Origin of the sequence: Vibrio rhodolitus (assembly GCF_003350325.1) — a bacterium.
Taxonomy (GTDB): Bacteria; Pseudomonadota; Gammaproteobacteria; order Enterobacterales; family Vibrionaceae; genus Vibrio; species Vibrio rhodolitus.
This window is the reverse complement of sequence record NZ_QLYZ01000017.1, coordinates 90,916-113,756: the sequence shown is the minus strand read 5'-3', so window position 1 is coordinate 113,756 and position 22,841 is coordinate 90,916. Positions and strand designations below refer to the sequence as shown.

17 protein-coding genes, 2 pseudogenes and 1 riboswitch are annotated in these 22,841 nt (G+C 44.2%); of the genes and pseudogenes, 12 read left to right on the top strand and 7 right to left on the bottom strand.

Going from position 1 to position 22,841, the window contains the following annotated elements; translation table 11 throughout:
* The first annotated feature begins 182 nt into the window (after positions 1-182).
* Positions 183-677, top strand: a complete 495-nt coding sequence (locus DPF93_RS15660; protein ID WP_114767059.1) for a hypothetical protein — start codon at positions 183-185, stop codon at positions 675-677.
* A 22-nt stretch (positions 678-699) separates the two neighbouring features.
* On the opposite strand, the pseudogene DPF93_RS21385 reads toward DPF93_RS15660, so the two are convergent.
* A pseudogene (locus DPF93_RS21385) lies at positions 700-1,657 on the bottom strand (IS110 family RNA-guided transposase).
* A gap of 345 nt (positions 1,658-2,002) precedes the next feature.
* On the opposite strand from DPF93_RS21385, the gene DPF93_RS15645 reads away from it, so the two are divergent.
* Both DPF93_RS15645 and DPF93_RS15640 read left to right on the top strand, forming a co-directional pair.
* A complete protein-coding gene (locus DPF93_RS15645; RefSeq protein WP_114767057.1) occupies positions 2,003-2,437 on the top strand; it encodes a GIY-YIG nuclease family protein in 435 nt (144 codons plus the stop codon).
* Between the two features lie 197 nt (positions 2,438-2,634).
* Positions 2,635-3,396, top strand: coding sequence for a hypothetical protein (locus DPF93_RS15640; protein WP_114767056.1), 762 nt, complete (start codon positions 2,635-2,637; stop codon positions 3,394-3,396).
* A gap of 317 nt (positions 3,397-3,713) precedes the next feature.
* Here the strand turns inward: DPF93_RS15640 and DPF93_RS15635 are convergent.
* Both DPF93_RS15635 and DPF93_RS15630 read right to left on the bottom strand, forming a co-directional pair.
* Positions 3,714-4,767 (bottom strand): annotated as a pseudogene (locus tag DPF93_RS15635) (IS91 family transposase).
* Entirely contained in the window at positions 4,764-5,651 is an 888-nt protein-coding gene (locus DPF93_RS15630; RefSeq protein WP_114767055.1) for a tyrosine-type recombinase/integrase, read from the bottom strand. The pseudogene DPF93_RS15635 and the gene DPF93_RS15630 overlap by 4 nt, the downstream one beginning before the upstream one ends.
* Positions 5,652-5,865: 214 nt before the next feature.
* On the opposite strand from DPF93_RS15630, the gene DPF93_RS15625 reads away from it, so the two are divergent.
* Together DPF93_RS15625 and modF are read left to right on the top strand one after the other, a co-directional pair.
* Positions 5,866-6,813: a hypothetical protein gene (locus tag DPF93_RS15625; protein ID WP_123777557.1), complete on the top strand. Its 948-nt coding sequence runs from the start codon at positions 5,866-5,868 to the stop codon at positions 6,811-6,813.
* Positions 6,814-7,233: 420 nt separating this feature from the next.
* On the top strand, positions 7,234-8,682 hold the full coding sequence (modF, locus tag DPF93_RS15620; RefSeq protein WP_114767053.1) for a molybdate ABC transporter ATP-binding protein ModF: 1,449 nt from the start codon (positions 7,234-7,236) through the stop codon (positions 8,680-8,682).
* 34 nt (positions 8,683-8,716) lie between these two features.
* Here modF and DPF93_RS15615 read toward each other — a convergent pair whose 3' ends face one another.
* Complete coding sequence (locus DPF93_RS15615) at positions 8,717-10,303, bottom strand: Na+/H+ antiporter NhaC family protein (protein ID WP_114767052.1); 1,587 nt, start codon at positions 10,301-10,303, stop codon at positions 8,717-8,719.
* Positions 10,304-10,390: 87 nt separating this feature from the next.
* A riboswitch (Lysine riboswitch) is annotated at positions 10,391-10,564 on the bottom strand.
* 191 nt (positions 10,565-10,755) lie between these two features.
* Here DPF93_RS15615 and DPF93_RS15610 point away from each other — a divergent pair.
* The 3 genes from DPF93_RS15610 (at position 10,756) to DPF93_RS15600 (ending at position 13,877) form a co-directional block, all read left to right on the top strand.
* A complete protein-coding gene (locus DPF93_RS15610; RefSeq protein WP_114767051.1) occupies positions 10,756-11,514 on the top strand; it encodes a RecX family transcriptional regulator in 759 nt (252 codons plus the stop codon).
* Between the two features lie 141 nt (positions 11,515-11,655).
* Complete coding sequence (locus tag DPF93_RS15605) at positions 11,656-13,074, top strand: amidohydrolase family protein (protein WP_114767050.1); 1,419 nt, start codon at positions 11,656-11,658, stop codon at positions 13,072-13,074.
* A 125-nt stretch (positions 13,075-13,199) separates the two neighbouring features.
* Entirely contained in the window at positions 13,200-13,877 is a 678-nt protein-coding gene (locus DPF93_RS15600; protein ID WP_114767049.1) for a Crp/Fnr family transcriptional regulator, read from the top strand.
* Between the two features lie 93 nt (positions 13,878-13,970).
* Here DPF93_RS15600 and DPF93_RS15595 read toward each other — a convergent pair whose 3' ends face one another.
* The 3 genes from DPF93_RS15595 to DPF93_RS15585 form a co-directional block, all read right to left on the bottom strand.
* Positions 13,971-14,483: a peptidylprolyl isomerase gene (locus DPF93_RS15595; RefSeq protein ID WP_114767048.1), complete on the bottom strand. Its 513-nt coding sequence runs from the start codon at positions 14,481-14,483 to the stop codon at positions 13,971-13,973.
* Between the two features lie 108 nt (positions 14,484-14,591).
* A complete protein-coding gene (locus DPF93_RS15590) occupies positions 14,592-17,006 on the bottom strand; it encodes a hybrid sensor histidine kinase/response regulator (protein ID WP_114767047.1) in 2,415 nt (804 codons plus the stop codon).
* A 62-nt stretch (positions 17,007-17,068) separates the two neighbouring features.
* Positions 17,069-18,454 (bottom strand): DUF3131 domain-containing protein, encoded by a 1,386-nt coding sequence (locus DPF93_RS15585; RefSeq protein ID WP_244204741.1) that lies wholly within the window; start codon positions 18,452-18,454, stop codon positions 17,069-17,071.
* Between the two features lie 286 nt (positions 18,455-18,740).
* Between DPF93_RS15585 and DPF93_RS15580 the strand changes: the two genes are divergently transcribed.
* The 4 genes from DPF93_RS15580 to DPF93_RS15565 all read left to right on the top strand — a co-directional run bounded on the left by DPF93_RS15580 (position 18,741) and on the right by DPF93_RS15565 (position 22,703).
* Positions 18,741-19,376 (top strand): hypothetical protein, encoded by a 636-nt coding sequence (locus DPF93_RS15580; protein WP_114767045.1) that lies wholly within the window; start codon positions 18,741-18,743, stop codon positions 19,374-19,376.
* Positions 19,377-19,447: 71 nt separating this feature from the next.
* A complete protein-coding gene (locus DPF93_RS15575; protein ID WP_244204740.1) occupies positions 19,448-21,133 on the top strand; it encodes a type I secretion system permease/ATPase in 1,686 nt (561 codons plus the stop codon).
* An 11-nt stretch (positions 21,134-21,144) separates the two neighbouring features.
* A complete protein-coding gene (locus DPF93_RS15570; protein ID WP_114767043.1) occupies positions 21,145-22,449 on the top strand; it encodes an HlyD family type I secretion periplasmic adaptor subunit in 1,305 nt (434 codons plus the stop codon).
* The gene (locus DPF93_RS15565; RefSeq protein ID WP_114767042.1) at positions 22,449-22,703 is read left to right on the top strand and encodes a hypothetical protein; all 255 of its coding nucleotides are present in this window, start codon (positions 22,449-22,451) and stop codon (positions 22,701-22,703) included. Before DPF93_RS15570 ends, DPF93_RS15565 begins: the two co-directional genes overlap by 1 nt.
* Positions 22,704-22,841: the final 138 nt, after the last annotated feature.

Here is a 22,841-nt window from a genome sequence, read left to right as displayed (position 1 = left end):
TAAGGTCCGAACCATCGAGTACCGTTTTAGTTGCAAGCATCAGAGATCTAAGTCGTTTTTTGTGAATGTTTGGGCACTGGTTTTCGATAGTTTGCTGTAGAATTTGAACATCGCGCATCGTTAGGAATTCCTATTAAATCCATTTAATCAGGTGTGTTTTTGGCGAAATTCATTAGATCAGAATGAGCGATGTGCGTCTACTCATTGTTTTATATGGAAATTATGAGGGGATTCTTAAGAATGCGGCGTTATGTGCAAATGGAGTATTAATGTTAAACGTAGAAGAGATATTCGATAAAGGGCTTACAAATACTGAGTTGCTTACAGAAGATGAGTGGCTTATTTTTGTTGTCGCCTATTTAGAATCAGTAGCTGACATGGAAGGTTGGGATCACTTTTTTACTTACAATATGAATTGGTACCCGATACTTACTAACTCTTTAGAGCTCGCTAGCGATGAAACATCGTTAAAAATAATTGAAAATTATAAGCAGCATTTCGCAAAACTAGGGGTCAATTTCCACCCAGAATCAATTGACTCGTTTCTTGTATCCGCAGAAAGTGGTTATTATGAAAGCTGCCCTGATTGGAGAGAGCTGTTTTCAGGGGTTAGCGAGCAAAGGTGGTATAAAATTAGTGCTTACTTTTCGAGTCGTGGAATAAAAATTTGCACATAACAAGAGACTATGGCGTCAATAGTTAATTTTTGGCGCTATCTTTATCCCACATGACACCGTCTCTTAGCATTGAATTTAGTATCACAACCATCTTTCTCATGCAGCCAACGATAGCCACTTTTTTAGGTTTTCCTACCGCCAGTAATCGTTCATATGTGGCTTTAAAAAGGGGATTACACTGGATAGCCGACATCATCGCCATGTATAAAACGGTTCTGACTTGAGCTCGTCCGCCTTGGATCATTCGCTTACCTTTGAGGCGACCGCTTTCTCTTGTTATTGGAGCAACGCCAATGAGAGAAGAGGCTTGTTTATTGGTGATATAACCGAGTTCAGGTACATTACTGATGATAGAAGCGGCGACTATTTTTCCCACTCCTGGCATGCTTTGTAGTAGAGCGTTTTTGGCTTGATACTCAGGGCAGGTATCGATGAGTTTTGTTATTTTTTCTTCTATTTTTGTTATCTGGTTTTTGAGTGCAGTTAAGATGGGTTTTATAGAAGAGGCAAGAGATTGGGGTAGAACTTGTATTCTGTTTTTCTCCATGGTTTGCATCGAGAGTAATTGATTGCGTCTAGTGACTAAGTCACTCATTAAACGTATGTTTTCGCTTTTTATTTGAGTGAGTTTCGGTTTAATGGCTTCGGCATAGTGAGCAATAAGTGCCGCGTCTAAACGGTCATTCTTAGCTCTTTGACCTATAGCACCAGCGAACCTTTTTAAATGCAAAGGGTTGGCGATAACATAAGGCAAATTGGCTTTGTCACAGGCAAGAATAAATGGCATTTCTAGTCGACCAGTCGCTTCGATAACGACTCGTTGAGGTACGATGTTTTCTAATGGTTTTTATTGCCTCGATGATGCCTTTCTCAGTGTTTGGAACCGTGAAGTAAATATCGAGTGGGCGGATGTAAATGTCTAATTGTGACTTGCCAGTATCAACGCCGACATTAATGTTTTGAAGTGTGTCTGTATTCATAATAAGCTAACTCTTGCTTGCAAATGCGGGCTCGAGACCCAGAAGACTATTCGAGTGTGGTGCTTGGAGTTCTATCAGGCGTTCGTACTTGTTACCGGTCTCTCATTAGAGGAGCCATTGTTCAATCGAACTACCAGATAGAAGAACTTTAGTTGAAGCTAAAGTCTGGGTCTCACCTTACCCGATTTGAGTGGTTATTATCCATACAAGCATTTAAGAGGGATTCACAACGCTTGGCACTTTTGCTTCTACTTCAGTTTTAGTGTCTATGCACAATGCCTTAGGTTTGGGTGTAGGTGTTGTTCACCCCTTAATTGGGCGTTATGTGGCTTATCGAGGGAATGAGTGGACAATCTATCTAAAATCATAGGCTTAACTAATTCGTTTTTTGATTGCCATTGGTCTGTAAATGAACCAATACCTAAATGGCAAGGTGAATGGGATTGGAAGAGTTCAGTCCCTTACCACGATAAAGGCGGTGTCTACGCACTATTCGACTCTAGCGGGCAAGTTATCTACGTCGGCGTCGGCATATCTAAAGGTTGCGCTGTTTATAAGGAACATGGCATCTCGCGACGGTTACTTGCTCATGTAATTACTACTGATAAGAGCAAAGGTCGAGGATATTACAAACCTAAAGCTAAGTGGTCTGAAGCACACCAGTTAGCTGCCGTTGGATTTCCTGAAAAGTATTCATATCTAGCCTTAGCTTTAGAGGATTACTTAATTAGAGAGCTAAAACCGAGGCGGAATATAGCTCGTAAGAAAACAGCCACATAACAAGCAATTCAAGCAGATTCGCAACGCTTGGCACTTTGGGTTTGAATCGGCTTTAGTGTTTACGGCACAATGGTTGAGTTAGGTGGTAGCGTTGCTCACTACTTAATTGGGCGTTATGCCTTTTCCGTGGTTTGGGTGGGTGTAGTAAGTTATAGTTGTCTGATTAATAAACTAAAATATAGAATAGGTAGTTTAATTTGAGTAATCCAGCATCGAAATTACTTCAGGTCTTAAAAGAAATAAAAAATCCTACCAATGCACAAGCACAGGCGAAGCAGATTTGGGTTACTACTCTCGATGTAGACCCTAACATGACATCAGAGATTTATCGGTGTATAGCTGACGTCATTGATCTGACCGATGGAATAAGAAAAGATTTGGGCTCAATCAAATTTCCACTCGATACGATAGAGCCTTCCTTAATGAAAGTGGACAAGCTATTTACTAGTATGGATTTTAGTTCGTCATGGTCAATTTTCAACCAAGGCATAAGCGAAGATATATTTCGCGCATTAGAGCAAGCATCTTGGATTATAGATAATCCGAATTTTAGTCAATTTAGCAGGGATGAAATAAAAACGTTATCAGGTCTCTGCGATGAGCTAAAGAGTCTGTTTGAACAATTATCCCAAGTGGATGCTATCTCCGGTGAGTTAAAGGAGTTTCTAGATATTTACATTGCTCAATTGATTTCCGGGATCGAAAAATACCTTCGGACAAACGATATTCAAAGCTTAAAGCAAGCTGCCACATCAGCGTATAGCGTATTAGGTTTAGAGAAAGAGCTACTTAAAGCGTCTCAAAGCAGTAAAGAAGGTACTGAGTTTAGAAGTATTTTACTAAAAGTAATGCAGTTTATAGGCTATGGAAATGATGTTAAACAAATAGCGGACAATTTAATGTTATTGGCTAGTTCAGTCGCCGGAAGTAGCAATGAAGTCGTGTCTTCCGTAGTGTGAGTAAGCAAAGCATAACAAATAAGGATTAAGCGCTGCGCAGCCAGCGTTAAATCCCGAGTGTTGAACAAGCCCGAGCCTCTATATAAGTAAATTGTGCGATCTGCTTTATAAGGGGGGCTGCCTTAGCGTTTTCTTAAGGCGAGCGCAGCCATCGCAAGGCAGAGAGTTCTACCTTATCAATGAGTTAACGATTTTATATTATCCGTTTTATGTGTTGCTTCTCCTCATCTTCGTGACGGCCATTCTCCTTATTACTAATGCCTTTCGGCTACCTCATCTTCGTGACGGCCATTCTCCTTATTACTAATGCCTTTCGGCTACCTCGGTCGAGTGATGCCCACGCACATCATTTCATGCTGACAGCAAGGGCAAAGCCTTATTGCCCTGCTTTTGTTGGTTGGCACTAGAGCGTCAGGGGTACAAAACAGCCTGAGTAACAGCAGTTGTATGCGGATTAACGTTTGCCTGTTCTGCCCACGTAAGAAGCCGTAGTCTCGCACCCGTTGTAATCCTTTTGGCAGCACATGCTGCAAGATGAGCATCAAGAACTTCAGCGTGGGCAGCGTCCGCTTTTGCCATTGCTGAGTTTGGCTATCTTGATAGCGGAAGGTGACACTATTTTCGTCGATGCGAATGATGTCTTTATCAGGCAGCACACCACGATAGAGATAGCGTGACAGATATTCCAGCGCAGGCTGACCTCGTCCGACGAATCGGCAATCGACCACCCACTGATTGGGCATGGATGCTGGTAGCCAAAGTTGGGGGTGTTGGCGAATCGCGGTGAGCATTCTCGCTCGCCAGACTTTCGCGAGTGCTTTGGCATTAAACAGGTAGCGTGGATGGCTCTTGTGCCATACTTGTTTGGATGCTTCATATCGCCCCCCTGCGACGATAATGTGTAGGTGGGGATGGAGATTTCGTTGTCGACTATGGGTATGGAGCACTGCGGTGAACCCGAGCTCGCCTTGATGTTCACGTTGTGCAAAGCTTTTTGAGTACGCTGGATGCGACGCTGAACATCATGTGATAGAGCACTTTAGGTTGTGAGTAGGCTAAGGCTCGTAACTGAGCAGGCAAAGTGAAGGTCACCATAAAGTAAGGGACAGGTAACAGCTTTCGTTTTWGACGCAGTAACCAGTCCGACGTGGTGCGGTGTTGGCATTGGGGGCAATGCCGATGACCGCATGAGAGCGGCAGTCGGTCATCGTGGTGACAGTGAGCGCAGAACCATTGTGAGCGACCTTGCTGCTCTGTTTTACACTGCAACATTGCTTGGATAGCCGAGCGCATAGCTTGGCTGAGTTGATGACCATACTGATGTTCCAGCGCCGCTTTGTGTCTGCGTAGCAGTTCAATAAACGTACTCATACTGCCTCCCACGTAATGGTTAATGCATCAGCCAACTGATTGATGGCGAGCGCCGCATCGTGATGTTTTTGCTGTGTCATACGGGTGTATCGCGCCGTGGTGTTGAGGCTGGCGTGACCAAGTAGCACTTGCAGAGAACGTAAATCCACCCCTTGCTCGAGCAGATGAGTGGCAAAGCAATGGCGCAGTGAGTGCGGGGAGATATGTTTATTAATGCCACACTGTTTAAGCACGCGTTTCATGGCTTTTTGTATGCCGCCGCGGTCCATTGGGTTATCAAGGTGAGAGCCTTTACCTGGGAATAGCCACGTGGGATGACGATGGGTTTGCCAATAGGCCCGCAACACATGAAGCGTCCGATTGGGCAGTGGCACGAGTCGGTCTTTGCCGCCTTTACCATTGCGTACATGGAGCTGCATCGTCTGCGCGTCGATGTCATTCACGGTCAGGTTTAAGCCTTCACCGAGGCGAAGCCCCATGGAATAGAGAGTAAGAAAGAAGACTTGATAACGAAGTTGGTGAGTGTGGCTAATCAATTGTGCAACCTGATTAGGCGTCATCACATCGGGCAGAGTTTGGGTGCGAGGTGGTTTGACAATGTTGAGCCATTGCCACTGTTTATCGAGGGTGTAACGATAGAAGAACTGCAAGCCGTTACGGTCGAGTTTGATGGTACTCCACGAGTGAGTTTGGATCAGGCTGGCGAAGTATTGCTTAAGTTGGTCGGTGGTGAGCGTGTCAGGGCAGCAATCAAAATAGCGGCTTATCCGACGAACTGCACGAGAATAGGCATCAATGGTTGCAGGTCGTTTACCTTGCAGTTTAAGGTTGGTAAGGTGTTGTTCATAAAGAGAATGATAACGGTTGAGCTCGTTGGGTGTCATGGTATTTACTCCTGTCTATTCCATCGTTCAATGGGGTATCAGAAGTATGGCGCTTATGCGCTTTACTCTGCCGCGCAGCGGCTTCGTTCAACAAGTCAATTAACTACGCGCCTACGGCGCCGGACAGCCTACACTGCGCTTCGCTGCGTTCCAGCTGCCGGTTATTGAGTCGTTATACTCACTCGCCCAATCAAACATTGTTAAAGGAGGACGTTTGTCAGTATTTGATTTTTCGAAGATGCTATTTTTGGGACTTGGTAGCATCATAGTTATGGCATACTATGTTACGCACCTGGCTGAAAGTGGGGTGAATGATGAGTTTAAGAATAAACTGAAAAACATCGTTAAAAGCTTAAAAAGCTCACCAGTAGCTCTGCATGCGTTGATTACTTTCTCTCATATTTCTGATAATTTTTTTGGTTTCAGGTTAATCTCTTTTCAAGCTTTTTTTAAGTCAGCCTTACTCACTATATGTTGGGTAACTTTCATTACAATAATTTGTTACTTTTCGTTCCCTGAGTATTCTGCATGGATAAACGAAGCTAACTTTAAAAAAGTGATATTTAGTAGTGCTCTTCCAATAGTACTTTCTCTAATTGCTATAGATTTTGCTTCCTTGTCGGCGACTAGGCTCATTTTTAGAAAGTTAAAAACAAAAGGTCTAGTTAAACTTATCTTAGTTTTAATCATAGACCTAATTATTTCAGCATTGATTTTCTATTTTGGTATTACATCGGCTAAATATTTTATTGTTAACCCTACATGGCTCTCAATTGGTGATTCACTTTCAACTTGGTTATATTTAGACCAGCTACCTATTGCAATGCAAACGTTAAATGACTTAACTTCTGATATGCTGATTGAAATTTCTCCTGGGAATTATCAGATCAAAGGCGGATGGGATTCTGAGGTAGTATATGCATTTCCTGAGGGGATAGCATTCTACTCTAGCTTGCTCACTTCGGTTTGGTTATGGATGCATATATTGTCATATGCTCTTCTGAAACTTACGCAGCGAATAGATATTGTGAAAAACACTATGCTTAGATTTGTCGAAATCGACAAAAAGCCGTTTACAGCAATATCGATTATGCTAATCGTAGCTTATGTAATCGTGTCTCTGTTTTTGATAGCTGTGTTCGCAACAATAAGTGTGATGTGAGTATAACAAGCATTTCAGGTTTCAACACGGACTGTAATTGTTGGGGAATATAAATTTGACATGGTTTAATTTTTCGACAATTCCGCGTCATGCTTTTAGTGAAATGGTCTTTTAGTGGCTTGGCTCAAATCCCTAGTCGTGTGCGACTTCAATTCTTCGCCACATTCAAAACCCTAGCAGAAATGCTGGGGTTTTCTCGTTTATAGTCCTGCATTTGCAAAAACATCCTTACTCTGAGCCCTTAATGGAATGTTGGTAGCTCACACTTTTCTTATTCGCTCTTTATTGTGAAATGCACATTCTCTTTTCAGGTCACATTTTATCCAATGCGTGGGGTTTTCTCGTGCCAAACGTTGGCATTAGAAACAGTAAGCTTGGTATAACAAATAAAACGACAATAAATCATGGAAGATAGACACAATGCCGATTCATTTTCATCAGCTCACTGCAAAGGAAAACACCTCAACACTCACTGTCGATAACTGGCACATTGAAGCGGAGCAAACTTGGGGCATTTTTAGCTCACAGGGAGATATTGGCTCAATGCTTGGTGACTTGTTGTGCGGTGAAATCGAGCCTGAATCGGGCGAGTTGAGAATTGAAGGCTGCCATATTGCTCAAGTTTCGCTATCTGAACAGCAGCGCTTGCTAGAGCAGGAGATTGAAAAAGACGACACCGATTTTCTTGACCGCATTGACCAAGGCAGCTTGGTTTATGATTTGATCTTTGAAGTGAGTCAAGATGAAGCCTTAACGCAAACCCTGATTGAAGAGCTCGATCTCGTCCAGTTAGCTCAGAGCGGATTTCGAGTGCTTTCAACGGGTGAGACAAGGCGTGTGATGTTGGCGCGCGCGCTGGCAGCAAAGCCAGATTTAGTCTTGCTAGATAACCCGTTTACTGGCTTAGATGTCGAGCATCGAGGTGCATTGGCGGAATATCTGCAGAGGCTTTCTCAATCGGTACAAATGCTTATCACCTTTTCACGTGAATCCGATATGCCGGATTGGATAGAGCTGATTGCTCTGTTTAATGGCGGTAAGCTCGATAGCACCATGGATAAGCAGAGCTGGGATGAGCACCCAATCATCGCTCAGATTAAGTCTCAGTCAGAAAAGCAGAGCGAAGAGATGATGGGTTTGATCCGTCAGCACCAACATTCGACGCATTTCGACAACCCGATTTTTGAACTGAAAAGCGGTAAGGTGGAATACACAGATAAAACCATTTTTACAGATTTAAATTGGCGGATTGATAAAGGTCAGCACTGGCAAGTGAAAGGCCCCAACGGCTGTGGAAAAAGCACCTTGTTAGGGCTGATATTTGGCGATCATCCGCAGTGCTACAGTAATGATATTCACATCTTTGGCAAAAAGCGTGGCAGTGGTGAGACAATATGGGAAATCAAGCAACACATCGGTATGGTATCGTCGGCTTTGCACCTGCAATACCGCGTCAACTGCAGCGCATTGGATGTGATTCTGTCAGGTTTCTATGACTCCATTGGGCTATATACCCAACCAAGTAAAAAAGAAATCAATATCGCTAAGGAGTGGCTCACGATTCTTCATATGGCGCGATATGAGAAGACGTCATTTAAGCAATTGGAATATGGGCAACAACGTTTGTTATTGATTGCGCGAGCGATTGTGAAACAACCAACGCTGCTGATTTTGGACGAGCCTTATCAAGGTTTGGACTATTTAGGTCGAGTTCTGGTGAAAAATACTCTAGAGCTGATTGCCAAAGAAAATCTAAGCCAACTTCTCTACGTTTCTCACTACCAAGAAGATGGCTTAGACAGTATTCAAAATTATCTTGAGTTTCAGTTTGATCAACTCACACAGTGTTACAAGGGACACATTGCATGACGTTTGTCGTGTTCCTCATAACTGGCTTAGCGCTTTAACTTGCCGCTTTGGCGGTAGTTAAGATAGGTTGATTCTTACGCATTGCATATAAGCAGAACATTAAGAACCAAGCGCCGCTGACTGCCATGCCGATCATTGCTGAATGGGTATAACCAATGGCTACGTAACCGAGTAGGGCACCGAAAGCGACAGAAGTTGCGTAAGGTAGCTGAGTTAGGACGTGATCCATATGGTGGCAGCCAGCGCCGGTTGCCGACAGAATGCTGGTGCTTGAGATTGGTGAACTGTGATCGCCAAATACTGCGCCCGCCAATACGGCAGAAAGCATAGGTAGCAACATTTGAACATCACTTGCTGCAGCAATATCACCCGCTAGCGGCAGCATGATACCAAAGGTGCCCCAACTGGTACCGGTTGCAAATGCCATCGCACAAGAGAGCACAAATACCACAGCCGGCAGCATTTCAACTGGGATGTTACCGTTTGCCATTGAAGCTAGGTACATGCCTGTTTTCATGTCACGTACTACTGAACCAATCGTCCAAGCAAAGAATAGGATCACAATCGCAGGCATCATCGCGCTGATACCTTGCGGCGCGGCTTGCATCCAGGTTTTAGCACTTAGCTTTAGGCGCAGTGCTAACGCAATCGAAACCACCAAACTACACATCGCGCCATACACTAATGATGAGCCAACGTTAGTGTTCTCAAATGAGCCGATCACGCTAAATGGCAGACCTTTTTCTGTTAGAACGGCTGAGCCTGAATCAATCATAAAGTAAACGGTCGCTAGAGTTAGCGTTAGGATAGGCAAAACCATATCGATCATGCCGCCGTTGCTGTTCTCAGGCGTTTCAATATCGAGACCGGTTGGACGACCTCGAGACTCATCCCATAATTTACCCTCTAGAGCCCATTCTTCATGCTTACGCATTGGACCGATATCAAGCTGAAATGCGATCACACATAAAACCATGACCAAAGTGAACACTGCGTATAGGTTCATTGGAATCATTTCAACAAATGCAGAAATCGGGCTTTGGTCTGTTACGCCATGAGCTGCCATGATGCCGCCAATCAGAGCAATGATGTAAGCGCCCCATGAAGAAATCGGCATCAGTACGCACACAGGTGCTGCTGTTGAGTCGAGAAGGTAAGCCAGTTTCGCGCGTGAGATTTGGAAGCGATCCGTCACTGGGCGACAAATAGCACCAACTGAGAGACTATGGAAAAAGTCGTCGATAAAGAAGATAAATACCATTAGACCCGTCAGAGACTTAGCACTGCGGCGATCTTTACAGCGTACTGCTGCCCAATCGGCAAAAGCTTGCGTTGCGCCAGAGACACTCATCAAACTGATCAAAGCGCCTAGTAGCAACATAAAGATGATCATATTGGCATTTTCACTGTTTAGCGCGCCATCAGCCCAAACTAAGCTAAGCACTTTGCCAAACAGGTAATGTGCTGTTTCAAGTGGGGAAAAATGGTTTAGCATCAAAGCGCCGGCAATAATACCTGCGCCAAGTGATAGCAACACGCGACGCGTCGTCACGGCTAGAATCACCGCCAGAACTGGCGGTATCACAGACATTAAAGAGTCTGAAAAATTTATGAGGTTCATAATCTCTACACCTACTGCAATAAGGTGGAGATCTACCGAAAAGAGGTGTAACAAAGACGTCTGAAGGAATGACAAAGACTTGTTACCCCTTCAGGTAGCGCTCCATAGGAATTAATACTATGGCAGTTCTGTGCCTATTCGACACAGACCCAGCCACTTGGCATGATGGCTCAAGTGACTTCGGCGCTGACTCCTTTCTCCGGCATCATCGGGATCATCCTCCGCACGGGTACTGATAGGCAGCGCGCCTCTACTGATTAAGGGTTTACCGCGACATAATAGCAGCCAAGTAGCGCAACACAAGCATTATATGTTGTCAAAGGGCTACGCATTTAGCGCTTCATTGTGATTATGATTGGTGTAAACTCTCAGGTGTCATTTCAACAATCGAGCCCTCAAGTTTGCAGCCAGAAGAAAACCGAGTAAGAAAAGCCAGACGCATTGAAAGTGTAATGAACTCAGCGCTATGGCACTTAGGTCAGAAGGATCTCACTGAAGCAGAGCTGTTAGCGAAGTTGCGGTTAAAGACGGACAACCAAGAGTGGATTGACGATACCTTAGAAAAGCTGCGTGGTTTTGGGTATTTAAAATCCGACAAAGAGTTTGCTGAGCAGTTCACCGAGCGCTCGTTTTTCAATGAGTATGGCAGTGCGTACATTCGCGACAAACTCAAAAAGAAAGGGCTCGATGAGTCGCTAGTTAATGAAGCCATCGCCAAAGTGAAAGCGGCACTAAACATAGATGAGCAAGCCATGCTTAATCAACGGGTGAACAACTATTATCAGGCGTTTACCATGAGCAAAGAAAAGCTTATCGCGACGCTGCAAAAGCGCGGCTTTAGTTATGCTCAAGTAAGCCAAGCGATAAAACAGCATGCTTGTTTCGAACAACTGAAAACCAACCTTGAGATTAAGGCTGAAAAAGCGGATCTCGAAAAGGAAGTGCTCAAATATGCCCGCAAAGGCAAAGGACTGACGGTGATTCGCCAAGAGCTGCGTCAACGTAAAATTGATATTACCGACCTTGATGCCCTAGTTGAAAAGCTGATTAACTCAGAACAACTCGACTTCTACACCTCTTGCCTTGAACAGCTCGGTAAAAAATCGTATGACCTTAGTGTTCATAGTGAGCGCAGTAAGGCTTACGCGATGCTAAGCCGTAAAGGGTTTTCTTCTGATGAGATTCAATTTGCGCTAAGTGAGTCAGAGTAGCCTTTACAGTGTTTTGAACTGCCATAGCCATCCTATCAGTTAACCGTTTTGTGAAATCAACAATCACTATTCGGACAAATGTCCTATCGAGCAATACACCCTAAAACTAGGATTGGTGGATTTTATTTTTAGGGTGTCAAAATGAACTTATTAAGCAAAAGCCTACTGGCAACGAGCATCCTGCTTGCTACTGCTGCCTATGCCTCTGATGTGAGCGCCAATACTCAAGCAACGATTATTATTAATAATGCCCAAATCCTACCGATGGATGGTAAGACGCAAATCATTGAGAACGGTTCTATCGTCATCAAGGGAAACCAGATTGTCGCTATTGGTGACGCGCAAGTAGCGCAAGGATACCGTGCAGAGCGCGTTATTGATGGTCGTGGCAAAATTGTCATGCCGGGAATGGTTAATGGGCACACGCATATTGGCATGACGGCATTTCGTGGTTTAGGCGAGAGTGGGGTAGAGAACCGCTTAAAACAAGTGATGTTCCCGCTGGAAAAAGAGATGCTTGATCGCCAACTAATCCGCACCGCTTCACGCCAAGCAGCAATGGAGATGGCGTTGTCTGGCACCACTATGATTGCTGATATGTATTACCATCAGGATGAAGTGGCAAAAGCCGTGGCTGAGGTTGGTATTCGCGGCGTAATGGGTGAGACCGTGATTGGTTTTCCGGTGGTGGATGCCAAACAGCCTTATGGCGGCTTGGAATATGCGGAAAAGTTTATCAAAGAATGGCAAGGACATGAGCTTATTGTGCCAGCGGTGGCTCCTCACGCGCCTTACACTGTTTCTGCCGAGTATCTGATTAAATCTAAACAACTGGCGGATAAATACGATGTGCCAATGCTCACTCACCTTGCAGAGTTTCGCTGGGAAGATGCTGGAGTGAGAAAGTTCTCTAAACAAATGAGCGAAGAGCAATCTGTGGTTGAGTATTTAGAGTCGCTCAATGTGCTCGGTGACAACTTAGTTGCTGCTCACATGAACTACTTAGATGAAAGTGATATGGCGCTTGTGAAACAACATAACGTTGGCGTGGTTCACTGCCCTAAATCCAACCTCAAAGGGGCAAACGGTCAAAGCCCGGCTTGGATGATGCACAGTAAAGGTATTGATTTGGGAATTGGAACTGATGGCCCTATGTCATCAAACCAAAACGATGTGCTGACGGTGATGAGTTATACCGCGATGAACGCGCGTACTATTCATCAAGATAACTCTAAGTTTTCGCCGTATGAGCTGGTGGAGCTTGCCACTATTGGCGGTGCACGTGCGCTGAATATGCAAGATGAAATCGGTTCATTGGAAGTCGGTAAAAAAGCGGATATCGTGATTTTTGAAACAGATTCGCCAAACATGCAACCTAACTACGATCCGTTCTCAACCATAGCATTTGCTGCCTACCCACAAAACGTCGAATACACCATAGTTAATGGCAAAGTCATTGTCGAAAATGGACGTTTGTTGACGGTTGATTTAGCTGAGCACAAACAAGAGTGGAGCAAAGTTACCGATAAAGTTGGCAATTTTGCTAAAACCCTCAAATAATAGGCAAAACTTAGCTTTCTAATCCAGCTAGTAACGTTTATAGCTAGGAAAGCTTGCTCGGGCGTGTCTTCGGATGCGCCCGTTTTAGTATCAATTGCAGATGAATCCATATTGGTAAGGGTATTATGCGTCACTTTGAGTCTATTGCTGAACGTGGACAAGCGTTGTTGCTCGATTTAATTAATCAGAGTAATCCCAAAGAGAAGGCGTTTGCGAAAGGAGAGTATATCCTTAGGCAAGATCAGGTGGTTGATACCATCTACTTGGTCGATATGAATATGTGTACTATCGAATCATCTTGCAATAATGGGCGCGTGTTCAGCTTTGGTTTGTTCTTCTGCATCAATCAGATTTTTGGTGAGATGGAAGCCTTTACTGGTAAGCCCTGCCAATTCAGCATTAAAGCCTATGACGATCTCGTGGCAAAAGCGATCCCGATTTCTCTGTTTGAAAAGATAGTCATTGAGCATAGTGAAGTCGCCGTTTTCTTAGCCAAAAACCTTGCGATCAACTATCAAAATGCCACGCGCAATTTAATCTTTCAGCTGCTCAACCCAATTACGGCGCGAATCGCCTACGATATAGAGCAGCGCGTGCAGAACCTAAAACCTAACCGTTCGTTTACTGTTGCCCTCAATGAGTCTGACCGCTTTGGCTGCTCGGATCGCGTGTATCGACGCGCAGTCAAAGAGCTACTCGACAATGGCGTGGTTAGAAAAATCGACGGTAAGTTAGAGATTAGTGATTACCAAAAATTGCATCTGTTGCTGCGTAATGAAGAGAAAGACCTTGAACGGTCATAATGAGCGTAAAGTGATTTTATCGATTTATGATGACTTTTGTTTGCGCTTGGGTCGGCGCTTTCATTGAGAGCCCCGACACCTATAGTTTAACGCTTACTTAACCGTTACTTTTTCAATCACGATATCATGCGCTGGCATATCTTCATGACCGAAGCGCGTAATCGTATCGACTTTGGCGATTTGATTCACGACATCCATACCCATGGTGACTTTACCAAATACTGCATAGCCCCAACCGTAATTGGTTTTGCCGCTGTGATCGAGGAAGTCATTGTCTTCTAAGTTGATAAAAAACTGGGCAGTTGCAGAATGCGGTGCATCTGTTCTTGCCATTGCGATTGAGCCAGTCAGGTTTTTTAAGCCGTTGAATGCTTCGTTAGCAATTGGTGCGTGGGTGCGTTTTTCTACCATGTTGACAGCAAAACCATCATCACGAAGTTCATAACCGCCACCTTGGATCATAAAACCGTCGATAACACGGTGGAACAGCGTATTTTCGTAAAAGCCTTCGTTGCAGTAGCGTAAGAAGTTTTTAGTGGTTTCCGGCGCTTTTTGTTGGTCGAGTTCGATGGTGATGTCACCAAAGTTGGTTGTGAAAATGATCATGCTGTTCTGTCTTTTGCAAAAGGGTGTGCAGTATAGGCATAAGTGTTCAAGATTTGAATATTAATCAGCCATGAGTTAATACGGATATGTGTAACCATGCCTGACTAACTAAATATACTTCTCGAGTATCGAATACAACTTGTCTTTCTTAAGCGGTTTGGCGAGGTAGTCATCCATACCTACATCCAAACAGCGTTTGATATCTTGATCAAGCACACTGGCAGTTAACGCCACAATTGGAGTGGACGGTAAATTATTGGTTTTTTCGTGGCTACGGATCTCTTCGGTTGCGGTAAAACCATCCATTTCAGGCATCATGCAATCCATCAGCAGGATTTGATAGCGCTGACCTTGCTTGATTTTATTCAGCGCTTCTAAGCCATTATTGGCAATGTCATATTCGTAACTGGCTTTTTTAAGAAAGAGTGAGACGACTTGTTGATTAACGCGATTGTCTTCAACGATCAAAACGCGACCATTGTGCTTTCTCTCTTGTGGTGGATGCTGAATTTTAGCGCTGTAGTGCAGCATCCTCTCTCTCATGGCTTCTTTTGATTGGGTAATCGCACTAATTACACGCGAGCCTAATATCGGGTATTTAATAATGCCATCGACTTTGTCTTCATAATCAATGCCACCAGATTCGAGGGTTTGGATAATGATAATTGGCGTTGCTGGAGACAACTTATGCAGCTTTTCAATATATTCCAGCGTACTTTGGCTGCCGCCATGCAAGAGAAAGAAAACGTCACAATCTACGCTGTGGGAAATATTGCTGATATGAGTGACTTTGTTGATGCCATAAAACAGAAGAGAACGTTCTAAATCATCAGCGATTTGTTTTTCATGACAAACAATGCAGGCGTGTTCTGCAACAGTGGGTTGTTTGCGCGGAATACGTTCAAGCACCTCTACTGGTAAGGTGAAGTAGAAGCGGCTGCCCACACCTTTCTCTGACTCTACCTGCAACTGACCACCGAGCAAGGCAACGAGTTGCTGACTGATACTCAACCCAAGCCCTGTGCCACCAAAGTTACGAGTGGTTGAGCTATCTTCTTGTTTAAACGGTGAGAAAATATCTTCAAGTTTTGAGTTGTCGATGCCGATCCCGGTATCGATAACTGAGAAAGTTAAGTTGCATTGCCCTGCATCCATTTCGGCGGCAACTTTAATTGTAACCTTACCTTGTGCGGTGAATTTAACCGCATTAGAGACAAGATTCATGAGGATTTGGCGTAGTCGATGCTCATCGACTTTGACATTAAATGGCGTTTCACTGCCAATATCCACATCGAGTGTGACATTTTTCTCTGCTGCTTTTACAGCGATCATCGCTGCGGTGTCATACACTGCATCACGCACATCAGATGGGTAAGATGTAATTTCAATATGCCCAGACTCGATCTTGGACAGATCAAGAATATCATTAATCAACATCAGCAGCGTCTGTGACGAAGTATCAATCGCATGTAAGTAATCACGCTGATTGGGGGTGAGTGTGGTGTCAGCAATTATTTGTGACATACCAATGATGCCATTGAGCGGCGTGCGAATTTCATGTGACATATTCGCCAAGAAGGTGCTTTTGGCCTTGTTAGAAATATGCGCTTCTGTTTCCGATTTAACCAGTTTGCGCTCAAGTCTCGCGATCGACCAAGTTGCGTAGCCTAAAATCAGGGCGAGGCAGAGTGTTAATACCAACATCACTAGATGCGTTTCGTGATCAATGGCTTCCAATTGTTTCTGAATCTGCTCGGGGATGTGCTTGTGCATGACCGCGAGTTTACTCTCTACGTCGTGGATATCACGACGCAGTGCTCCGTGTAGACCATCATTGTGGCTATAGCCCAACTCTTGATAGGCTTTTTGTAATTGATTAAATTTCTGCTGATAAGCGAAGATAACATCACGGACTTGTTCGCTATCTCCGGCTGAAAGAAAAGAGAGTTTAAACAGCAAATTCTGCGAGTTGACTAACTGCTCAGCATCAAACGTACGGAAAAAGTAATAGGTGCTCTCTTGAAGGTCAATGATGGTTTGATGATAGCGCTCGTCGCCATTGACCAGCATCGTCTTTTCTAACTGAAACCAAGCATTTTTAAACTCTTCAATTAGACCTGTTTTATCCTCACCTTCAATAAACAACTGTACTTTAGAAAGGTTTTCAAATGTCTGTGAATAGCTGTTGACGGACGCAATGACATCTTCAGTTGAAAACTGAAAATCAAACTGATATTTCTCAAGTGTTTGCTTAATTTTATCGATACTTGCTTTGAGCTCGTTAGCTCGGCTAAGTGTCGCTTCAATATATTGCTTATCTACTCGGCTTAGAAAGTCCTTTTCTTGGCGACGAACTTCCAGCATTAGCGCTTCTGAATCAGAGATGGAGACTTGCAACTCACGCAGTTCGGCTTCCATGCTTTTGTAATAGTGATTCAGAGAGGCAAACGCGACTACAAGCCCAAGAATAAGTGCACTGGCGAGAAGCATCTGTAGTCGAATAGAATGTTTGAGAGTAGCCATGACAGATTTACTTTTTTATTGTTGATATTCAAAGCCTAGTCGATATTTTGGCTACTGCTATCTTAGTGTTCTGATTCTGTTACATGGGCGATAGGTTGCCTACCATTTTGTTTGTACCAGAGCGCGACTAAGATAAGTGAATTTGTATTAATGTTGAATGCGGTGTTGAGCCCGCCATTTTCATATTTCCCAGTCGGAATAGAGCGTGCGTGCAGGCTATTGGTTAGTACAGATTGGAATAGTTGCTCACTGAACTCATCCTCAAATAAAACACTGAAACCGAAGGCGACTTTGTGACTAAAAGTTTGCGGGTTCTCGATAACTTTGCCCGCAGGGCTAACGCTTGTCCAAGGCTGACCGTAATAAAACAGGTTGTTATAGGCGAACCAAGGGTTTTTGTTCATCGCATCTTCTGCGTAACTGTATAGTTTGCTTTCGGCAATTGAGCGTTGCTTATGTAATTGATAGATTGTGTCTAACTGATTCCAACCTCCATTTTGCCCAAACTCGATACTAGCTAGAACAAATGGATCACTGGTTAAAAATGGCACGTTGCGGGTATCCACTTCAATGTTAGAACCAGAGATGTCTACGGTTTTGATATAACGCTCCAGTTTTGGTAGTGGAATATCAAAGTTAAACATCTTAAAGCCCGTTGCCGCGTATTGTAGATAGCCATGTCGACCTTCTTGGCGATAGTACTCTTTGCCTTTGTAGAGTTTTGTCCCGAATAAAGTGCCTTGGTGGACCGCTTTTTCTAGCTGCCATTTTTTCACCAGAGCCGTGATTTGAGGTTCGAATTCAGGGTGTTGCTCTGAAAGGATATTAAGCCAGATCAGCAAACGACCAATATCGAGCGCAGACCAGCCATTCCCATTGGTTTTTGTTGTACTGAGGCTTCCCGACGGCTTGCCTGTTTTGGTGCTGTATTCACGGTTAGGCAATAGATCTTTATACAAGGGTAATTGATGTAATGTTGCTAGCGTTTGAGATAATTCAATATGCGCTTCTTCGCGGCTTTTTAACTGTAGTGCTTCTAACGCCATGGTGGCAGCAATGCCGCTGCCAACATCCCACATGGTGGTGTGCGCATAGCCTTGCACTGAATCCCAAAGCCCCGTTTTCGCGCGCCGATTGTTATCGATGTAGTGCTGTGCTTTCTTTGCCAACAGTAATTCATTGCGGCTTAATTTATAGCGAATCGGAAGCTGTTGATGTAAATCTGCCGCAATATCTTCATCTTGCTCATGCGTTTGGACTATGGGTGGGGCAATGACTCGTCGATGGAATTGAGGTGTCGTTTGCTTCTGATGCTGTGGTGAAGTGACACTTCGTTGCCCATAAAAGCTGATCTCTTCATCCATGCTATCCGCGCTTGCCAAACAAATTATTGGCAAGCAGATCAGCAATCCTGTAATGATAGAGGCAGTTAATCGGCGTGATTCCAAGTAGGAGTATCCGTTCAGTTTCAATCCTAAGATAATGATAATACAAGATTAACTATTTGCTACATCGGTATGAATAGTCGGACGTTTTTAAATGTATTGTGTGAGCCAACTAAAATCGACCTATAAGAAGAATATGAGCTAGAGTTGAAAAAGAGGTTGAGACTTTTTTATCGGGGTTTATATTCACCACCGAACATAATTTGTGTTTTTGCAATAACAATCATAAAAAATAATTCAACGGACAGTTCTGGCTAAATGGATTTGTATTTAGTTAGGTATGAGAATAATGCAATATTTCCGTGCTTTCGTTGAATCATTTGGGGCTGCCCCTTTAAGCTTGCTTGCTTCTCCCTTGCCGCAAGATCCTATTTATCAATACGCCTCGGGTGAGTATCCTCTTACTGAGGAATCAAGAGCTCGCGTGTTCGATTATCTACAAAATCAAACCCTCTATACCGATGACTTTGGTCAAATTGAACAGGCTGATTTTCTATTGGCATTTTCCTTTGGCGATGGCGAGTCAACAAATAGCAAACTGGCGTCGCTTGTCAGGGACTTAACAAAGCAAACGTCAAATCTACCGCTTTGTCTGCAACAAGAGATTGCTTCTCATCTTGCTGATATCAATCACTTTACGATAGCTGATCTAGACTATCAGACTACTGCTGACGTGGTCGCGAGAGCCAAAAGTAAAAAGCTTGGTTTCAATGTAATTGTGGTGGCTCAAGCTTGGCATGCCAAACGTTGTATTGAAACATGCCAGTCACTTGGTTTGAAGGTCGTTGCACTTCGTGGCGTCAATCATTTTCCTTTTGACGACCCACAGCCTTGGGTGAGAAACCCGATCAATTGGATCATCAAAGAAAGCCACCGTGAGCTTGCGACAGGAGATGAAATTAGTCAGAAGTATCAATTACTTTAACTAGCGAGGCGCATGACACGGTCTATACTCAATCTATAACTATATGCAACAAAGTTGGTTGGATGATGGAATTGGGTATAAAAAATCCTTTCGATGCTGTTCGAAAGGAGCTGTGGGCAGCGATTAGCTTTAGTGTCGGCATCAACTTTTTGGTGTTAGCGGTGCCAGTCTACAGTTTACAACTGTTTGATCGGGTGATGAGTAGTGCGAGTGTGGAAACCTTACTGGCACTCTTGGCTATTACACTCTTCTTGGTATCCTCACAAGCTTTACTAGAGCATATTCGCACCATGCTTATGCAGCGTTCAGCGCTCAAATTGGACGCAACGTTAAGTGGTCATCTTTTGGCTGGTAGCATTGCAGCCTCATCCAAAGCCAATCGTATTGAGAAGCATGCGCTGCAAAACTTAACCACTTTGCGTAATTTCCTCGTCTCACCTTCGACCAGTTCAATTCTAGACTTACCATTTACACCTTTGTTTCTGCTGCTCTTATTTGCTTTTCACCCATACATTGGTTTGGTTGCTCTGGTTGGGGTTGTGGTTTTTTCAGCACTTGCACTTTTGATGATGCTAGGTGGACGTAAGATGAGTGCGCAAGCGCAAGAGACAACCGCTAAAGTGAGCATGGAACTGAATGATTATTTGAGAAATGCCCCCACACTGAAAGCGATGGGAATGAGTGAAAACGTCGGTAAGGCTTGGCAAGAGACAAATGCTCAAGTTTTGCAGCAGCAGTGGTTGGTAAATTCTCGTGCGAGTCTTTTGCTGGCGATTAGCCGTTATGCTCGCACTTTATTACAAGTCGCGGTGCTGACCTGTGGGGTCTACCTTGCGTTAGGACAACATATCGGGATTGGTGCTGTTATCGCGAGTTCAATTCTTATTGGTCGAGTACTTAGCCCATTTGAAAGCGCAGTGAGTGGTTGGAAGTCTTGGTATAGCGCTTTTAAAGCTTGGCAAAGCTTAAACAAAGTGGTTTTAGAGCAAGAGCAAACCAAAAAGACACTGTTGCCAGAGCCTAAGGGTGAAATTCAATTTACCAATGTGAGTTTAAAGTTTCCCAATGCGCGTAAGCCAACTATTCAAGCGATTAACTTTAAACTAGGCGCTGGTAATGCCTTGGCAGTGATGGGCAATTCCGGTTCTGGCAAGTCGACATTAGCGGGACTGCTGATGGGGATTTATCCTCCAACCATGGGGGAGATCATGATTGATGGGGCGAGTATAGAGAAGTGGGATCTCAACCAATTTGGGCAATACATAGGTTACTTACCGCAACATGTGGGCTTGCTTGCTGGGACGGTAAAGCAAAACATTTGCCGTTTTACCGAAGGGGATGACGATGCAGTGGTACATGCAGCCAAGTTGGCTTGTATCCATGAGTTAATTATGGCGCTTCCTGAAGGCTATGACACTTATATTGGTGAGGGTGGGGTACTGCTATCTGGTGGGCAAAAGCAACGTATTGGACTTGCGCGCGCAGTCTACTCTAACCCTAAGGTACTGGTTTTGGATGAGCCTAACTCGAATCTTGACCCTGAAGGGGAAACGGCGCTTGCGATAGTGTTGCAACATTGCAAAGAGAAGCAAATTACTGTGGTGATGATTAGTCACCGACCGGGCTTTTTGCGCCAGATGGATTGGGTTATCAAACTCAAAGATGGCAAAGTTGAAAAAGCGGGGACTTGTGAGCAGTTTCTTGGCTTACATGTTGAAAGTGAGACTATTTCACAGACCAAAGCGAAAACTGCTTAAGGAGGCGTTATATGGAACTATTTAGTACAAAGCGCTTAATTGTAGCAGGTACGATTATTTCGTTGCTTACCGTGGGCGGTTTCTTATTTTGGTCGATGAATATGGCGTTAAGCTCTGCGTCGGTCGCGCAAGGCAGTTTGGTGGTTGAGAGTAAACGTAAGCAAATTCAGCATTTGCAAGGTGGTTGGGTTAAGCAAGTATTTGTTAAAGAAGGTCAGCAGGTGGAAGTTGGACAACCACTGATTGAACTGTCTGATACTAAAGCAGAAGCGGATTATCGTCGTTTTCTCTATCGCAGTTATTCTTTGCTTGCTCAGCAAGCCCGGCTTATTGCGCTAAATGAAGATAAAGCGGCGATCACTTGGTCTGAAGTGTTACAGCAAGGGGATGAAACCTTGGTGGTTGAGGCACTTTTACGTAGCGAAATCGTCCAGTTCGAACAAGCGAAGTTACGTCAGCAGCTGTTAGATTCTCAGTATCAGCAACAACTCGCGCTATTTGAAGAGAAAATCAAAGGCAATCAATTTCAGAAAAAAGCCATTTCAACCCAGCGAGATTTGGTTCAGCAAGAAGTTGCCATGACAAAAGGTCTGGTTGAAAAAGGGTATGTGTCAAAAACTCGTATGCTAGAGTTATTGCGTCATAAGGCTCGCATTGATGCAGAGCTTGCGGAAATCAGTCTCACCATTGATGTTACCCAACGAGAGCTTGAGTCGTTGCACCAAAGCTATCAAAACCAACTTCTTGAACTACAAAGAGAATACGCAACCCAGCTTAAAGCTGTGAATGATGAACTTAGGGATGTGCAGCAATTGATCACTACTGCACTGGATATTCGCGAACGTATCCTTATCCGCAGTGAATTTGCTGGCAAGGTAGTTGGAATGAATATCGCTAGTATTGGTGGCGTGATTAAGCCAGGTCAAATCCTAATGGAAATCGTACCGGATAGTGATGAGCTGATTGTTGAAGCGGTAGTTTCACCGAAAGATATTGATGTTGTTCGCCCTGGGTTAGAGGCGCGTGTGCGCTTAACCGCATACAGTGCGCGCAATACACCGCCAGTGGAAGGGCAAGTATTGCATGTCTCGGCAGACAGAGTGGTACAAGGTGGGGATGAACAAGCAACACAAGGCTATTTGGTTACGATTCGCTTTGATGCAGATGCTGTCGATAAGCTGGTCAAACACCATGGTGTAGAATTATATCCCGGAATGCTGACTGAAGTGCTAATCCTTGGTGAGGAGCGCACGTTATGGGATTACCTAGTTAGCCCAATAATGGTGGGTGTGGGCAAAGCAATGAGGGAAGTGTAATGAGCGACGAGATGTTATTTTGGCTCTGTTTTTACGGCTTCTTCATGGTTGTGTCTGCGCTTGTTGGTTACCACAAGAAAAACACAGTAGCGGGTATTTTGCTTGGTTATGTTTTAGGACCGATAGGCTTGATTCTAATCTTGTGTAGCCAAGATCGACGTCATGGCTATTGCCCTCACTGCGCCGCCAAGGTGGATCGCCACGCTTATCATTGCCCAAATTGCGAGCAAAAATGTTATAAGCAGTTGGTATAGATTGGAACGCTGCGCTCACGGATGCGGGAGGAGGGAACACTTAGTTACCGAGCGCTTCGCTCATGGAGAGCACTGCTTTTTAGAGCAGAACACTTGAGAATACGATATACCACTCCATAAGTAGAGCTTTGCTCTACG

Bases quoted from the DNA above. Each gene is read 5' to 3' on its own strand.
- modF (WP_114767053.1), top strand. From the start codon at position 7,234: ATGCCGATTCATTTTCATCAGCTCACTGCAAAGGAAAACACCTCAACA.
- DPF93_RS15660 (WP_114767059.1), top strand. From the start codon at position 183: ATGAGCGATGTGCGTCTACTCATTGTTTTATATGGAAATTATGAGGGG.
- DPF93_RS15600 (WP_114767049.1), top strand. From the start codon at position 13,200: ATGCGTCACTTTGAGTCTATTGCTGAACGTGGACAAGCGTTGTTGCTC.
- DPF93_RS15630 (WP_114767055.1), bottom strand. From the start codon at position 5,651: ATGACACCCAACGAGCTCAACCGTTATCATTCTCTTTATGAACAACAC.
- DPF93_RS15615 (WP_114767052.1), bottom strand. From the start codon at position 10,303: ATGAACCTCATAAATTTTTCAGACTCTTTAATGTCTGTGATACCGCCA.
- DPF93_RS15565 (WP_114767042.1), top strand. From the start codon at position 22,449: ATGAGCGACGAGATGTTATTTTGGCTCTGTTTTTACGGCTTCTTCATG.
- DPF93_RS15570 (WP_114767043.1), top strand. From the start codon at position 21,145: ATGGAACTATTTAGTACAAAGCGCTTAATTGTAGCAGGTACGATTATT.
- DPF93_RS15590 (WP_114767047.1), bottom strand. From the start codon at position 17,006: ATGGCTACTCTCAAACATTCTATTCGACTACAGATGCTTCTCGCCAGT.
- DPF93_RS15580 (WP_114767045.1), top strand. From the start codon at position 18,741: ATGCAATATTTCCGTGCTTTCGTTGAATCATTTGGGGCTGCCCCTTTA.
- DPF93_RS15595 (WP_114767048.1), bottom strand. From the start codon at position 14,483: ATGATCATTTTCACAACCAACTTTGGTGACATCACCATCGAACTCGAC.
- DPF93_RS15605 (WP_114767050.1), top strand. From the start codon at position 11,656: ATGAACTTATTAAGCAAAAGCCTACTGGCAACGAGCATCCTGCTTGCT.
- DPF93_RS15610 (WP_114767051.1), top strand. From the start codon at position 10,756: ATGAACTCAGCGCTATGGCACTTAGGTCAGAAGGATCTCACTGAAGCA.